At 40.9% G+C, this 15,124-nt stretch carries 14 protein-coding genes and 3 tRNA genes; 13 read left to right on the top strand and 4 right to left on the bottom strand.

The features are described 5' to 3' along the window. The first annotated feature begins 2 nt into the window (after positions 1-2). The 7 genes from WG943_RS06880 to WG943_RS06850 all read left to right on the top strand — a co-directional run bounded on the left by WG943_RS06880 (position 3) and on the right by WG943_RS06850 (position 8,483). Positions 3-1,070: a glycosyltransferase family 4 protein gene (locus WG943_RS06880; RefSeq protein ID WP_340407711.1), complete on the top strand. Its 1,068-nt coding sequence runs from the start codon at positions 3-5 to the stop codon at positions 1,068-1,070. 46 nt (positions 1,071-1,116) lie between these two features. After that, a complete protein-coding gene (gene asnB, locus WG943_RS06875) occupies positions 1,117-2,979 on the top strand; it encodes an asparagine synthase (glutamine-hydrolyzing) (RefSeq protein WP_340407710.1) in 1,863 nt (620 codons plus the stop codon). After that, positions 2,963-4,114 carry a glycosyltransferase family 4 protein gene (locus WG943_RS06870; protein WP_340407709.1) on the top strand — a complete coding sequence of 384 codons (1,152 nt, stop codon included), beginning with the start codon at positions 2,963-2,965 and terminating at the stop codon, positions 4,112-4,114. The genes asnB and WG943_RS06870 overlap by 17 nt, the downstream gene beginning before the upstream one ends. A 3-nt stretch (positions 4,115-4,117) precedes the next feature. Beyond that, positions 4,118-4,687, top strand: a complete 570-nt coding sequence (locus tag WG943_RS06865) for a WcaF family extracellular polysaccharide biosynthesis acetyltransferase (RefSeq protein WP_340407707.1) — start codon at positions 4,118-4,120, stop codon at positions 4,685-4,687. 150 nt (positions 4,688-4,837) lie between these two features. Continuing rightward, positions 4,838-5,581: a glycosyltransferase family 2 protein gene (locus WG943_RS06860; RefSeq protein ID WP_340407705.1), complete on the top strand. Its 744-nt coding sequence runs from the start codon at positions 4,838-4,840 to the stop codon at positions 5,579-5,581. A 486-nt stretch (positions 5,582-6,067) separates the two neighbouring features. Continuing rightward, positions 6,068-7,555: an MBOAT family O-acyltransferase gene (locus tag WG943_RS06855; RefSeq protein ID WP_340407703.1), complete on the top strand. Its 1,488-nt coding sequence runs from the start codon at positions 6,068-6,070 to the stop codon at positions 7,553-7,555. Then, positions 7,530-8,483, top strand: coding sequence for a hypothetical protein (locus tag WG943_RS06850; RefSeq protein WP_340407701.1), 954 nt, complete (start codon positions 7,530-7,532; stop codon positions 8,481-8,483). Before WG943_RS06855 ends, WG943_RS06850 begins: the two co-directional genes overlap by 26 nt. Before the next feature lie 724 nt (positions 8,484-9,207). Here the strand turns inward: WG943_RS06850 and WG943_RS21220 are convergent. From WG943_RS21220 to WG943_RS06835, 4 genes are all read right to left on the bottom strand, one after another. Next, on the bottom strand, positions 9,208-9,411 hold the full coding sequence (locus WG943_RS21220) for a hypothetical protein (RefSeq protein WP_445323624.1): 204 nt from the start codon (positions 9,409-9,411) through the stop codon (positions 9,208-9,210). A gap of 402 nt (positions 9,412-9,813) precedes the next feature. After that, positions 9,814-9,887: transfer RNA gene (locus tag WG943_RS06845), tRNA-Asp, on the bottom strand. A 55-nt stretch (positions 9,888-9,942) separates the two neighbouring features. Then, positions 9,943-10,016 (bottom strand) — tRNA-Asp (locus WG943_RS06840). A 59-nt stretch (positions 10,017-10,075) separates the two neighbouring features. Continuing rightward, positions 10,076-10,149: transfer RNA gene (locus tag WG943_RS06835), tRNA-Asp, on the bottom strand. Positions 10,150-10,371: 222 nt separating this feature from the next. Here WG943_RS06835 and WG943_RS06830 point away from each other — a divergent pair. The 6 genes from WG943_RS06830 to WG943_RS06805 all read left to right on the top strand — a co-directional run bounded on the left by WG943_RS06830 (position 10,372) and on the right by WG943_RS06805 (position 14,992). Further along, positions 10,372-11,322, top strand: coding sequence for an acetyl-CoA carboxylase carboxyltransferase subunit alpha (locus WG943_RS06830; protein WP_340407699.1), 951 nt, complete (start codon positions 10,372-10,374; stop codon positions 11,320-11,322). A 318-nt stretch (positions 11,323-11,640) separates the two neighbouring features. Then, a complete protein-coding gene (locus WG943_RS06825) occupies positions 11,641-12,486 on the top strand; it encodes an MBL fold metallo-hydrolase (protein ID WP_340407698.1) in 846 nt (281 codons plus the stop codon). Position 12,487: 1 nt separating this feature from the next. Next, positions 12,488-13,255 carry a patatin-like phospholipase family protein gene (locus tag WG943_RS06820; RefSeq protein WP_340407697.1) on the top strand — a complete coding sequence of 256 codons (768 nt, stop codon included), beginning with the start codon at positions 12,488-12,490 and terminating at the stop codon, positions 13,253-13,255. 106 nt (positions 13,256-13,361) lie between these two features. Further along, entirely contained in the window at positions 13,362-13,985 is a 624-nt protein-coding gene (locus WG943_RS06815) for a hypothetical protein (RefSeq protein WP_340407696.1), read from the top strand. Positions 13,986-14,065: 80 nt separating this feature from the next. Continuing rightward, a complete protein-coding gene (locus WG943_RS06810) occupies positions 14,066-14,617 on the top strand; it encodes a 1-acyl-sn-glycerol-3-phosphate acyltransferase (RefSeq protein WP_340407695.1) in 552 nt (183 codons plus the stop codon). 33 nt (positions 14,618-14,650) lie between these two features. Then, entirely contained in the window at positions 14,651-14,992 is a 342-nt protein-coding gene (locus WG943_RS06805) for an MmcQ/YjbR family DNA-binding protein (protein WP_340407693.1), read from the top strand. The last annotated feature ends 132 nt before the right edge of the window (positions 14,993-15,124 follow it).

Here is a 15,124-nt window from a genome sequence, read left to right as displayed (position 1 = left end):
TAATGCGCAAGTTTCTTTTCCTCTATACAGAACTGGCCGACTATTTTATGTCTTGTGTGAACGTGTTGGTGCAGGATCACCAGGCTGAGGTACATATTGTGCGCTGGCCGGTTAATAAGGAAGCCCCCTTCAAGTTTGAGATAGCAGATGGTATTACTATTTACAATAAAGAAAATTTTAACCGGCAGGAGTTGGTACAATTAGCACAAGAATTAAACCCGGATCTTATCTTTTGTTCTGGTTGGTTGGATAATGATTACTTAGCCGTAGCAAGATCTTTTCGTAAAAAAGTCCCCGTTTTAGTTGGCCTGGACAACCATTGGTACGGATCGCCGAAGCAACAAGTCGCAAGGCTTCTTTCTCCATTTACCTTAAAACGCATATTTACGCATGCCTTTGTAGCCGGTGAGCCACAGTTTAGGTATGCTCAAAAATTATCTTTCGCGCCAGATAACATATTACAAGGCTATTATGCTGCAAACGTGCCGGTGTTTTATCAGCAATATCAAGACCACCTTGCACATAAAAAGAGATCATTTCCTAAGAAGCTACTATATGTGGGCCGTTATGTGCCTCAGAAAGGATTAGATACGCTATGGCAGGCTTTTACAATTTTGCAGGCTGAGCAGCCAAATGAATGGGAACTTTGGTGCTTAGGCACAGGTCCCCTGGAGAAAGAAGCACCTCAGCACCCGAAGATTAAACATTTTGGTTTTGTGCAGCCTGCTGAGCTCGTAGAATTTACAAGCAAAGCAGGCGTATTTATATTACCTTCGCTATTCGAACCGTGGGGCGTAGTGGTACATGAGTTTGCGGCAGGTGGTTTTCCATTAGTATGTAGTAACAAAGTAGGCGCGGCCACAGCTTACGTGGAAGATGGCAAGAATGGCTTTTCTTTTGAAGCAGGAGATGTGGCTGCATTGAAGTCGGTGCTTCGCCGCTTGTTTAGCTTAAGGGATAATGAGCTTCTGCAGATGGGGGAGCATAGCGTAGAGCTTGCATTACAAAATACTCCATCAATATGGGCAGGTAAACTTGTTAAATTGATTAAAAATAGCCATCAGCAATAAAGCCGAACGTATTGCGCTAATCCATTAAAATTAATTTATAATCATTATGTGCGGTATAGTTGGTCTTGTAGGCGCAGGTGCGGTGAAAGCAGAAGCAGTTCTGGCTGCTATGAATGCTGCAATTACGCATCGTGGTCCGGATGATAGCGGCTGTTATATCGATGAAGGTGTAGGCCTCGGGCAACGCCGTTTATCCATTATTGATCTCTCTATAGCCGGGCATCAACCCATGCTAAGTGCTGACGGTAACTTAGCGCTTGTTTTTAACGGCGAGATATATAACTACCGTGAGCTAAAGCAGGAGCTAAGCGATTACTCTTTCAGAACGCAAACTGATACGGAAGTTATTCTGGCTGCTTATAAACGTTGGGGCAAAGATTGTGTAAAGCATTTTAATGGCATGTTTGCCTTTGCGCTTTGGGACAAAGCAAAACAAGAGTTACTCATTTACCGGGACCGTTTAGGAATCAAACCGCTGTATTATTACCATCAGGATAATTACTGGCTTTTTGCATCCGAGGTGAGGGCTTTGCTGCAGAGTGGAATGGTACCTAAGAAGCTGAACAAAGCGGCACTTTCTGATTACCTGCGTTACCAAACAGTACATGCCCCTGAAACAATGGTAGCTGGTGTAAAAATGCTTTTGCCAGGGCATGTCATGGTGATAAAGAATGGAAAAGCAACAATAAGCACTTACTGGTCTGTGGAGAATGTTTATAGCCGCGAAGCAGAGAATAAAAGTTATCAGGAGGTAAAAAAGGACGTAAGTAACTTGCTTTCTCAAGCTGTCGAACGCAGGCTGATTGCTGATGTACCTTTTGGGGCGTTTCTGTCAGGAGGCATTGACTCAAGTGCGGTAGTAGGTTTAATGAGCCGGGTGGCTGCCAAAAAAGTAAAGACATTTGCCGTTACGTTTGAAGAAGAAGCATTTAGTGAGGCGAAATATGCTGCAGCCATTGCCAAGAAGTTTGCCACGGAACATACCGAGATCAAGCTTACACCCCAGGATTTTCTGGAAACTATACCGGCCGCGCTCAAGGCCATGGACCATCCGAGCGGCGACGGGCCAAATACTTACATTGTATCTAAAGTTACTAAAGAAGCAGGCATTACAATGGCTCTGTCTGGTTTGGGGGGAGACGAGTTATTTGCTGGCTACGATGTATTTAAAAGAATGCATAAGTTGGAGCGCTACAACTGGATTGCTGCCCTTCCGCTGGGAGCCAGGCGCACATTTGGCCGTTCTGTTGTAACGATGAAGCCTTCGGTTGCAGCCGTTAAAATAAATGAGTTGCTAAGGCTATCCTCCTGGCATATGACTGATACCTATCCCATCACGCGGCAGATTTTTACAGACGACTTTTTACAGGAACTGCTTGGGGAACAGCAGCTACAGCAAAATAGCGTACAGCAAATACTTACAGGGTTGCAGCAAGATCAGCTGCCCTTGCTTAGTCAGGTTTCTGTAGCCGAGATAAGTACCTATATGCAGAACACGCTGCTTCGGGATACAGACCAGATGAGCATGGCGCATGCCCTGGAGGTTCGCGTTCCTTTCCTGGATTATAAGCTGGTAGAGTATGTCTTAGGCATACCGGACAAGTTTAAATACCCTGCTACACCGAAGAAGCTCCTAACGGATGCTTTAGGAGACCTTTTGCCCATGGATATTATCAACAGGCCAAAGATGGGCTTTCTGCTTCCATGGCAGCAATGGCTGAAAGGGGAGTTATATACGTTTGCAGAAACCAAGCTCGAGCGCCTGGGGGAAAGAGAACTTTTTAATGCTGCGGTGCTTAAAGAACTGTGGCGTAAATTCAATGCGGGTGACGCGAGTGTCACCTGGTCCAGGATATGGTATTTAGTTGTGTTGGAGAATTGGCTGGAGGAGAATGGAGTTGAAGCCTGAGGTACTTATTTGTATTGATTGGTTTTTACCAGGATACAGGGCTGGAGGGCCTATCAAGTCTGTTGCTAATATTGTAAACAGTTTAAAGGGTTCTTTTAATTTTAGTATAGTTTGTGGTAATACGGATTTTGGAGATGACACTCCTTATGATGGTATAAAATCAAATTGCTGGATACAAGTCTCTGGTTACAGAGTTATGTACTTGGATAGGGAGCATCAGAGCCTTAAACAATTCAGGGAGATATTGAAAAGCACAAAGTATGACGTGCTTTACTTAAATAGTTTATTTTCTACCAGGTTTACTTTCTTCCCTTTACTTGCGCATAAATTGTCAGCTAATAAAGCCAAAGTTGTATTGGCTCCCCGGGGTATGCTAGGAGAAGGTGCTCTTGCCCTGAAAAAGCAAAAGAAAAAAATATTTCTATCTTTTGTTAAGGCAACAGGCCTTTTCAAAAATGTGGTTTGGCATGCTTCTACAATTTATGAAGTAAATGAGATTAGAGTTGTATTTGGAGCTAATACGCAAGTTGAAATAGCTACAAATATTTCTACCGCCATTTCTGATACTTTTAATCCAAAAGTAAAATCTCCAGACAATACGACGTTCTTCTTTTTATCGCGTATTTCACCGAAGAAGAATTTGTTAGCAGCATTACAGATGCTAACCAAACTTGACTTGACAAATCAAGTTTCATTCAAAATCATCGGACCTGTTGAAGATGCGGCTTATTGGGATAAATGCCAGAAGCAAATAGCGCTATTACCTCAAAACATTGTAGTCGATTACATTGGATCTGTTCCTAATTCGCTGCTACCTACCTACCTCAATTCATACCATTTCATGGTACTTCCTACCTTGAATGAAAATTATGGGCATGTTGTAGTTGAGGCCTGGGAAGCAGGTTGCCCAGTTATTCTGAGTGATCAAACTCCCTGGCGTAATCTTATAGAAGACAAAGTAGGGTGGGACATCCCCTTGAACAATGAAAAGCAGTATCTGGATGTACTACGGAAGTGCGTTTTGATGGAGCAGGAAGAATTTTCTAGTTTTGGTGGGCATATAAAGAAATACCTTCAATCAAAAGTAGTGACGGATGAGATTATTGAGCAGAATAAAACTCTCTTTAGTGTGTAATCGATGGAGACAATAAAGCAAAAGCAGGTAGATCTTTCTAAGTATAACAACGACTGGTACTATCCTGGTGCTGGTGCTGTGAAGCGTATACTTTGGTATATTGTAAATGCGCTGTTTTTCATCAATCCACTAAACCCTTCCAGCGCCTTAAAAGTATGGCTTCTAAAGGTTTTTGGAGCTAAAGTAGGGGAGGGTGTCGTTATAAAGCCATCTGTTAATATCAAGTATCCCTGGCTATTGCAGCTGGGCAATCATATATGGATTGGGGAGCATGTTTGGATTGATAACCTGGCGCAGGTGGTCATACACGATAATGTCACGCTTTCGCAAGGGGCAATGCTCTTAACCGGCAGCCATGATTACAAGAAAAGTACCTTTGATCTTTTAGTTGGCACTATAACTTTAAAAGAGGGTACCTGGATAGGAGCGAAGGCTACTGTTTGCCCTGGCCTAACCTGCGGCTCTCACAGTATATTGGCAGCAGGGTCTATTGCTACAAAGGATTTAGCTCCCTATACTATTTACCAGGGTAATCCGGCTGAAGCTAAGCGTAGAAGAGAAATAACTGGTTGACTCAGAGAAGTTACAGTACATAAAGTATTACAAGTACTAAAATTGAGAATTACTGAGTATCTCATTTTATCTTTTCGATCTTAAATGTTGCGGAACTGCTAAAGGATAGTACTTCCAGTCTTTTAAGATTAAACAATTTACCTTTACCCCATGAAAGTCTCCATCATCACCATCGTTTACAATAACCGCGAAACAATTGCCGATGCTATTGAGTCAGTATTAGGTCAAACCTACTCAAATATTGAATACATTGTAGTAGATGGTCTCTCCACGGATGGCACGGTTGAGGTTGTTAAAAGCTATGGGAGCCGTATTGCATTCTTTGTTTCGGAGAAGGATAATGGCTTATACGACGCAATAAACAAAGGTATTAGGTTAGCGACGGGGGAAGTTGTAGGGCTGTTACACTCGGACGATCTTTTCTATACACCAGATTCCATCGCTCAGGTGGTGGCAGCTTTTGATAAGAGTGGTACTGATACCATTTATGGTGACTTGCTTTATGTGCAAAAGGAAAATACAGGTAAGACTGTTCGGAATTGGGTTTCTGGAGAGTACAGCAGGGACAGTTTCTTATATGGCTGGATGCCGCCGCACCCTACTTTTTATGTGAAGCGGGAAGTATACAATACCCTGGGCCTTTACAACACGCAATTTAAGAGTGCTGCTGACTATGAGTTGATGCTGCGCTACCTATACAAGTATAAAGTCTCTACTACTTATATTCCGGAGAAGCTGGTGAAGATGCGGGTAGGGGGCAAAAGCAATATTACGCTCAAAAATCGTATTAGAGCCAACCAAGAGGATTACCAGGCTTGGCTTATCAATAGCCTGCAACCACCATTCTATACTCGTTTCCTAAAGCCGCTCCGTAAGCTGACGCAGTTTATCTGATCAAGGTTATAACTGTTTACCCAAAATCGTAGCTTCATTCAGGTTTTGAATTTCTGCATATGCTGTTTAGCCACACAGTTAAATTATTATTTTTAATCTGCGGGTATTAAAACAGTGCCGTCTCTTGAGCAAGTGAAATTTGTTTACTGGAGCGGGTATATAACTTGTCTCATATCAAACTGATATTCAATGAGATATGGACTATTTTTGAGCAACAAGTAACCAACTGGTAACAAATTTAAAAGATTAACAAAAAAAACAACTCAGGAATATAGCCAACTGCCTTATGTAAGCAGGTTCTTTTTTAGCCTAAAACAGGCAGTAAAACCCGGTTAATTATTTATCATATCTCAAAAGTTTAATTAGGAAAGTAAACCATTTGGTATGTACAAAAATAATCACTTCACAATATAGTCTTATTATAATCAACACTTTGATGCTAAATAAGAAAGTATCAATTTTACAGCCGCTAAATTGTACGATTTTATGTTATTCAACTCATTTGAGTTTCTTGTCTTCTTTCCCACAGTCATTATTTTGTATTTTCTGCTGCCTTACCGCTTCAGGTGGGCGCTGCTGCTGCTAGCCAGTTATACCTTTTACATGTTCTGGCGCGTAGATTATGCCATTATTCTGGTCATCTCTACGCTGATCGACTACCTGTGCAGCAGGATGATGGACACGTACCCGCTGGAGCAAAGCAGCAGGCGCAAGCCCTGGCTGTGGCTTAGTATGCTCTCTAACCTGGGCATCCTGTTTACCTTCAAGTATTATAACTTCTTTAATACCGCTGCCCGCGACCTGGCGCAGGTGCTGGATGTGCCTTATGCGGCTCCTGCCTTTGAACTGCTCTTGCCGATGGGTATTTCCTTTTATACCTTCCAGACCATGAGTTATAGCATTGATGTCTACTACGGCCATATAAAAGCAGAACGGCATTTGGGCATCTTTGCCCTCTTTGTTACCTTTTTTCCTCAGTTGGTAGCAGGTCCTATTGAGCGGGCGGGTAATCTTTTGGACCAGCTCAAGCAGAAACACGATTTTAACTACCAGCGGGTAACAGATGGGTTAAAGCTCATGGCTTGGGGCTTGTTTAAGAAAGTGGTGATCGCTGACCGCCTGGCCGTGATGGTCAACGAAGTCTACAACAACCCAACAGAGTATGAAGGCATCCCGCTGATCATCGCTACTGTTTTCTTTGCCTTCCAGATCTACTGCGACTTTTCGGGTTATTCAGACATTGCCATTGGCTCGGCTCAGGTGATGGGCTTTAAACTGATGGAGAACTTTAGAAGGCCTTACTTTTCTAAATCGATCCGGGAGTTCTGGGGCCGCTGGCATATTTCCCTTTCTACCTGGTTCAGGGATTATTTGTACATCCCACTAGGAGGTAACAGGGTACTGAAGTGGCGCTGGTACTACAATATCTTTATTGTTTTCTTGGTAAGCGGGTTTTGGCATGGGGCTAACTGGACCTTTATCGTGTGGGGGGCGCTGCATGGCTTTTATCAAATATTTGGCTTTATCACAGCCGATAACAGAAATGCAGTTATCAAGAACAGCGACCTAACCAGGTTTCCTGCCTTGTATAAAGCTGTACAGGTGGGCACTACCTTTGCCTTGGTTTGCTTTGCCTGGATTTTCTTTAGAGCCAACAGCATCACCGATGCTTGGTATATCATCACCCACATGTTCAGCGGGCTTACTGAAAGCGCTAAAGCGATACTTTTAAATATTAATTTTGCGAGACATAAAATATTATATCTAGGACAAGAAAAGGAAGTGTTTTTTCTAGCTTTAGTGTTTATTGCAATTCTTATAATTATAGAATTAGCTAAAAGAGGGCAAAGCTTAAGATTTAAGCTAGCAAAATCCCCAACATATTTTAGATGGGCTCTTACATATGCGTTAATATTAATTATTCTTTTATTTGGATTTTATCAAAGTAATGAATTCATATACTTCCAGTTCTAAAAAATTAAAAATGCGAATAATTGGGAAGTGTATCATCTTCTGTTTAGGATTCCTTTTAATAGGGACTCTAATTGAAAAATATATTTTTTCAGTTGCTAAAAAATCTACAATTGGACAATCTGGTAAAGTAGCAATGATAATGAATCATACTGTTGATGCTGATATGGCCATTTTTGGTTCATCAGTAGCACTCGTACATTTTAATTCAAACATTCTTGAAAAAACCACAAAATATAGTGTCTATAATTTAGGTATGGATGGAAATGCATTACAACAATATGCAGGTTTGTTAGAAGAATTTAATACATATTCAAATGCTAAGGTTGTTGTAATAGCAGGGACAAACAGCGAATTTGGCAATAGAAACTTATTGTATGAGCCCCAATATTATGCTCCTTATATTAGCAACAGCAAAATCTATAAATATTTTAGTTTTATTGACTTAAGAACATCTCTATTACTTCGCTATTTACCTTTTTATTCTTTCACTCTTTTTGATAGCAATTATTATAAAGAAATTTTCAGTCAGGATAATTTAAAGGGTGAAATACTGAAAGGTTATTTCCCTAAAAATCAGGCTTGGGAAGAAAAGGAAACTAATTTCATCATAAAAGATAAAATTGATTCAGAATCAATAAAAAAATACACAGATATAATAGAGAAAATTAATTTAAAAGGGAGAAAAGTTGTTCTTGTACTTGCTCCAATTTACATAAAAGGGCAAAAACAACTTGTGAACTTAGATCAGGTAAGAGAAGTCTATAAAGACTTAGCAGGAGCGAATAATATTTTTTTAGACTTTACCAAAAGCAATCTTTGTTACAAAAAAGAACTTTTTTATAACAACACACATTTAAATGCTACAGGTGCAGATTTATTCTCTCAAGAGTTTTCAAAGAAGCTTGTAGAACTTGGTCTGTTTAATTAATAGTTTTTCTCTATTTAAGTTTCCTCACTCGTTTAAAAGTTTCTCAGTTGCATGGAAGGTTTAAGCAGCTCAGCTACGGTGTGAGTATTTCTCTGCAAAAGTTACCAACCCTCCTCCTGAATTAATAGATGGTTTACTATATAAGTATTATACCCTAGTTTTACCTAGTAGGTAATCATCAGAAATTGTCAGTAAATTAATCAGCTTCCAACCTGTCCAATAAAGAGTTTACCCGCTCGCTTTCCTCAGCAGTAAAACATACGGTAGTATGCTTTATAAGGCTACAGACATGAAGCTAAAATAAACTTCTAAATTTAGCACTTGAACTTTTGTAGAGTTAGTAAACTTATAAGAAGCTTCAAAAGAATACTAATAAAGGAAAGTATAATCAATACACATTTTATTTCATGGCAGTCAATCAACTCAAAGTGCCTGATAAGATTCAATACATCGATACTTTAAGAGGAATTGCAATATTGTTAGTAATACTAGTACACACCTCGCAAAATGTGAATAGTTTATCGGGTATTACTAAAGTAATTACAGGTTATGGCCAATAAATGGGTGTACAGTTGTCTTTAAAGCCTAAGATCAGGTTTTGGGTTAGCTCTTTGCAGGGTAATTTCTCTTTTTGGTGTTTTTCCTTAAGGTAGGTTTTAAACTTGCTTAAGGCAGCACTTAGTACCCTGTTATCTTTTTTAGTGTAGGTGGTAATATAAGCCTGTTAGAATTTAAGAAAACCTACTGTGCCCTTGTTTTTGGATTTGAGGTCGAACGTGCCTAAAAGCATTTCTTCTATGCGTTTGGCCTTTATCCGGTTGGCAAGTTCTAAAGTGGTATTGTTGGATTGCTTATCTAAAGCGGTCTTAGGTTTGTCTTTGATGTAAAGTCTCAGAAACTCATACTGCCTTTCTCCCCCTGTAGTAATCTAGGTACAGGCTCAAGTTACTGTTGCTCAGCTTTTTCTCCCTTAGCCTTACAGGTTCTTTGGTGGCTCGCTTCATCACTTTTTTAGCTTTTATTTTCCTTTGTTATACAAGATACATAAAAGAAATGAAGCGAGTACCAGAACGAGTAACAAAACGCGCTAAAAGAAGTGCTAAACAAAGGAAAGTAAAAACCCCATAAACATGAAAAAAACTCGCCTAAATAATGTTTAAATCGTGTTTTGCTGATTTTGTTATCTTCTAAAAATACTAAAAATGTACCAGATATAAACATTTGTATCATGCAGAAGTAATGGGCAAGTGAGGGGATGTTAACAGCGAAGCATAGAAAGCTATAAACAAAAAAGAGCCTGAAGAACTAAATCCTCAGGCTCTTTTAAGAGCGGTCTGGACGGGACTCGAACCCGCGACCTCCGCCGTGACAGGGCGGCATTCTAACCAACTGAACTACCAGACCAATATTTTGAAATTTCAGAGCCTTTTGCTCTGTTGCGTCAACCGCAGGTAATCTGCGGTCCGGACGGGACTCGAACCCGCGACCTCCGCCGTGACAGGGCGGCATTCTAACCAACTGAACTACCGGACCAAAAACTTGAACTAGCAGAGCCATTTGCTCTAGCTTACTAACCGCAGGGGATTAAGCTGCGGTCTGGACGGGACTCGAACCCGCGACCTCCGCCGTGACAGGGCGGCATTCTAACCAACTGAACTACCAGACCGTTTGTCTTTTCCTTAACTTTGTTCGTTAAAGTGATGCAAAAGTATGCCCTGGATTTGAATTCTGCAAGTGATAAGCATATTTTCATCCCTATATTTTTAAAATAATTTTGTAATCAATTCATTTTCAAGATTATTTTTTTTGGAACACGCATAAATTCCATCTTTCCTTACTTCGATATAGGTAAACTGTTAAATTTGTAGCTGTAAACAGCAAATGAGATATGCTATTAGATTTCGAACAGCCGATTGCTGCCTTAGAAAATAAACTGCAGGAGATGAAAAAGCTGGCCAGCGAGAGTCAGGTTGATGTATCGGAAGCAGTGAAGGCACTTGAAGAGAAGATCAAGAACCTTAAAAAGGAAACATACGCCAATTTAACACGTTGGCAACGCGTACAGCTTTCTCGCCACCCAGACAGGCCTTACACGTTAGACTATATCAATGGCATTACGAGTAAGTTTGTAGAGCTACACGGCGACCGTACTGTAAGCGACGACAAGGCCATGATAGGAGGCTTTGGCGAGGTAGATGGCAGAAGTGTTATGTTTATTGGTCAGCAGAAGGGCCGTAATACAAAACAACGCCAGATGCGCAATTTTGGCATGGCTAACCCGGAAGGTTACCGCAAAGCGCTACGCCTGATGAAGATGGCTGAGAAATTTAACAGGCCAATTGTTACGTTTATTGATACACCGGGTGCATTTCCGGGTCTGGAGGCAGAAGAACGTGGGCAGGGTGAGGCAATTGCCCGTAACCTGAAAGAGATGTTCATGCTGAAGGTGCCTGTAATCTGTATTATAATAGGAGAGGGTGCCTCTGGTGGTGCCTTAGGTATTGCCATTGGTGATAAGGTGATGATGCTGGAGAACACCTGGTACTCGGTTATTTCTCCGGAGTCTTGCTCATCTATACTTTGGAGAAGCTGGAACTACAAAGAGCAGGCTGCCGAAGCACTTAAGCTTACCGCCACAGACATGCTGCAGCACAAGCTTATTGATGGTATCATTAAAGAACCGCTAGGTGGTGCACATACAGAACCTGAGAAGATGATGCGTACCCTGAAGAAGGAAATTCTTAAAATGCTGGATGATCTGGAAGCAGTAGATGCAGAAGATCGCATTATGCAGCGCATTGATAAGTTCTCTAACATGGGAGTAGTGTTGGAGAGTTAAAGAATTCAGGATTTAAAAAGTTAGAGAGGTGGTAAAGTATAAATTGCTTTGCCACCTCTTTTTGTTTTACTACATTTAACAATGATAACTAATGTCATATCTCATTGTTCTTTCGGGTAAAGCGAGAAACCTGAAGTATGCGGGCTAATTATACGTTCTAAGTTTCTGGTATATGAAGAGTTTTAAACCCAGATCCAACTACCAGATTAATTCGAGTACGAAAGCCATGAACTTGATTTAAAAGATTTTAAAATCTGACATCAAACTCATTATAAAGTATAACTCCTAAACTCTTTAACTCACAAACTCTTTAACTCTATGAAGCTTCACGTAATAGATACAGGTTTTTTCAAATTGGATGGTGGTGCTATGTTTGGCGTAGTACCTAAAACGCTATGGCAGCGAACTAATCCTGCCGATGAAAATAACCTTTGTACCTGGGCTATGCGTTGTTTGCTGATTGAAGACGGGAACAGGCTCATTTTAATTGATAACGGTATTGGCGATAAGCAGGATGCAAAATTCTTTAGCCATTATTACCTGCATGGCGATGCAAACCTCACTTCATCTTTACATAAGGCCGGATTTTCTCATGAAGATGTAACCGATGTGTTTCTGACACACCTGCACTTTGACCATTGCGGCGGTGGTGTAAAGTATAAAAATACAGATGGAGCACTGGAATTGGTGTTCCCTAAGGCAACTTACTGGTCTAACGCCGACCATTGGGAATGGGCCACAAAACCTAATCCCAGGGAGAAAGCATCTTTCTTAAAAGAGAATATACTTCCAATGCAGGAAAGCGGGCATCTTAAATTTGTAGACCCAAATGCAGCCGAAAATCCTTTCACGCAGTTTGATATATTCTATGCGGATGGCCATACAGATAAAATGATGGTGCCGATCATAGCTTATAAAGGTCGTAAAGTTGCTTTTATGGCTGATCTTTTACCATCAACAGGGCATATTCCGTTGCCTTATGTAATGGGGTATGATACACGCCCACTGCTGACAATGGAGGAGAAGGCTGCTTTCCTGAACATGGCAGCCGACCAGGACCTGGTTTTATTCTTTGAGCACGATTCGGTTAACCAGTGCTGCACCGTGCAACACACAGATAAAGGTGTTCGATTAAAAGATACTTTCTCGTTAAGCGAACTATAACATGCGGATAGGACTGGCTCTGTCTGGTGGCGGGGCAAGAGGAATTGCGCACTTAGGTGTACTTAAGGCCTTTGATGAGCTTGGAGTAAAAGTGGATATGATCTCCGGCGTAAGCTCCGGCGCTATTGCAGGTGTATTGTATGCAGCAGGATTTACGCCAGATAAAATCCTTAAACTGATAAAGGAGTTAAGCGTCTTCCATATTGTCAGGCCTTCGTTTGGCAAAGTGGGGTTTATGCACCTGGAAGAAGTAGAGAAGCTGTATTGCAGGCATTTAGGGCCACACATTAAATTTGAGGATCTTAACATACCTGTAGTTATCAATGCTACGGATATGAATGAAGGAGTTACCGTTTACTACTCTTCCGGTGAACTTATAAAGCCTTTACTAGCCTCTTCAGCGGTGCCCATTTTATACCAACCCATACAGTACCAGGGCAAATTGCTTAACGATGGCGGTGTGCTCAACAACCTGCCCGTAGATCCGCTTCACACGAACTGCGATGTCAAAATTGCGGTGCATGTAAATCCCATTAATCATCAGGCGCATATTGCCGGTATCAGATCTATGATTGAGCGCACCCTTTTGCTTATGATCAACAATAACGTGAAGCTGCGAATGCACCTTTGCGATATGCTAATTGAGCCGCAGGAATTGAAGTACTACCGACTAACAAATTTTAGGAAGGCAGATGAAATATTTGAAATAGGCTACGCATATACCATGAAACTTGAAAAACATATCCGCCATCTGATAAATAAAGTTTAACACAAGTTGGATTTATGGTATAAGTAATAAATAATTGTAATTTATGAGTATATTATTTTAATATGACCGTATAAGACGCATATCTAAGAACTAAAGTATAGTTGTTATGCGTCAGATTTTACTCATCCTAATTCTATTGCCTTTTAGTTTATTTGCCCAAGAAAATGAAAGTTTTCTTATTAAGGCAAAAGTTAAACAGGGTTCATTGTTACTTGGAGGCTCACTTCAGGGGGCAGCTTACAGCACTACAGATGAGATTTCCGTCCCGGGACAGAGGTTAGAAGGCAGAAACATAAATCTGTTATTCAGAGCTAAGAATGGCTATTTTGTTTTACATGATCTGGTGGTAGGCCTTGATGTCACCATCGATCATGAAAGTATAAAAATAACATCGGATACGGAGCAAAAACCAAATAACCGAACCTACGCGCTAATGGGGCCGTTTGTACGCTATTATCTGGATAATGGATTTTTTGGAGAACTGACCACCACAGTCGGACTCCAAAATTTTTCTCTTTCTGAGAAGTATAACCTTTTTGAAGGTACAGCAGGCGTGGGGTATGCGTTTTTCTTCAATGAGAAGTTTTCCATAGAGCCAACACTAAGTGTACGTTATTTCCAGCAGGTATTGCGCGATAAAGAGTATACTGCTATCGGACCCTATTTGGGAGTAGGCATACAGGCTTACATGTTACGTAAAAAAGCACATGTAATTAAGCGGGCTTTGTAAATATGCTAAAATGTATGTATTTATACGTTTTGTTACGTATTGGGCTTACCTTTGCATAAGCTGTACATACTTTTTTTTACATGATAGGAAAATCCATCTCCAAACTGTTTTTTAAAATTACTGGCTGGAAGCTGCAGGGCAATCTTGCTCCTGAACTACGACGCTGCGTTATGGTTGCAGCACCACATACAAGCAACTGGGATTTTATTTATGCCAGGGCTGCCTTTTATTTAATGGATGCTCCGATCCGCTTTACCATCAAGAAAGAGTTTATGCGTTTTCCTTTTGGTGGTTTACTTAGAGCAATGGGAGCGCTACCCATCGACCGCTCAAAGAATACTAAAATGGTAGATGCCATGATTAAAATCATCAAGGAGACTCCGGGGGATATGTGCGTAATGGTAACACCAGAAGGCACCCGCAAATACCAACCTCGCTGGCGCCGCGGCTTTTACCATGTTGCTGTAGGAGCTGGCGTTCCAATTGTACTTGGCTATTTAGATTACGCTAAAAAAGAAGCCGGCGTAGGTCCTGCCTTTTACCCTACAGGCGATGTGGATGCAGATATTGAGGCCATTATGGACTTTTACAGAACCAAAACGGCTAAGTATCCTGAACATGGAGTAAGGTAAATTTAGAGAATATAAGAATTAAAAATTATAGGTGTGAATATAGAAGAACTTCGTGAACTATGTATGGCATTGCCAGGAGTTACTGAGGATATAAAGTGGGGAGCGGACCTGTGTTTTTTAATTGGCGATAAAATGTTTTGCGCTACCAGTGTAGACCCTCCGCATGCTGTTTCTTTTAAAGTTAAAGATGAAGAGTTTGGGGAGCTGACTGCTACTGCGGGAGTTATTCCGGCTCCATATCTAGCACGTTATAAATGGGTGCAAGTGCAGGAGTGGAGTATTTTGAATGATGCAGATTGGGACACTTATGTTAAGCAGTCTTATGAGCTAATAAAAGCTAAGTTGCCTAAAAGCAAACAGAAAGCCCTACAATAAGATAGTAGATACTTGCAGCTATAGGTACTTGTTTAGAACTGTCAGAATCTATTGTGAAGGCTAATCGTTTTCTACTATTTTGCCACAAGCTGAGCTCAGCTTGAGTTATTTAAGAGTTAGCAACAAAAAAGG

It is taken from the genome of Pontibacter sp. H249 (assembly GCF_037892465.1).
Classification (GTDB): domain Bacteria; phylum Bacteroidota; class Bacteroidia; order Cytophagales; family Hymenobacteraceae; genus Pontibacter.
This window is presented reverse-complemented; position numbering and strand designations above follow the sequence as displayed.

Coding starts and splice junctions, on each gene's coding strand:
- WG943_RS06880 (WP_340407711.1), top strand. CDS start 3: ATGCGCAAGTTTCTTTTCCTCTATACAGAACTGGCCGACTATTTTATG.
- asnB (WP_340407710.1), top strand. CDS start 1,117: ATGTGCGGTATAGTTGGTCTTGTAGGCGCAGGTGCGGTGAAAGCAGAA.
- WG943_RS06870 (WP_340407709.1), top strand. CDS start 2,963: ATGGAGTTGAAGCCTGAGGTACTTATTTGTATTGATTGGTTTTTACCA.
- WG943_RS06865 (WP_340407707.1), top strand. CDS start 4,118: ATGGAGACAATAAAGCAAAAGCAGGTAGATCTTTCTAAGTATAACAAC.
- WG943_RS06860 (WP_340407705.1), top strand. CDS start 4,838: ATGAAAGTCTCCATCATCACCATCGTTTACAATAACCGCGAAACAATT.
- WG943_RS06855 (WP_340407703.1), top strand. CDS start 6,068: ATGTTATTCAACTCATTTGAGTTTCTTGTCTTCTTTCCCACAGTCATT.
- WG943_RS06850 (WP_340407701.1), top strand. CDS start 7,530: ATGAATTCATATACTTCCAGTTCTAAAAAATTAAAAATGCGAATAATT.
- WG943_RS06830 (WP_340407699.1), top strand. CDS start 10,372: ATGCTATTAGATTTCGAACAGCCGATTGCTGCCTTAGAAAATAAACTG.
- WG943_RS06825 (WP_340407698.1), top strand. CDS start 11,641: ATGAAGCTTCACGTAATAGATACAGGTTTTTTCAAATTGGATGGTGGT.
- WG943_RS06820 (WP_340407697.1), top strand. CDS start 12,488: ATGCGGATAGGACTGGCTCTGTCTGGTGGCGGGGCAAGAGGAATTGCG.
- WG943_RS06815 (WP_340407696.1), top strand. CDS start 13,362: ATGCGTCAGATTTTACTCATCCTAATTCTATTGCCTTTTAGTTTATTT.
- WG943_RS06810 (WP_340407695.1), top strand. CDS start 14,066: ATGATAGGAAAATCCATCTCCAAACTGTTTTTTAAAATTACTGGCTGG.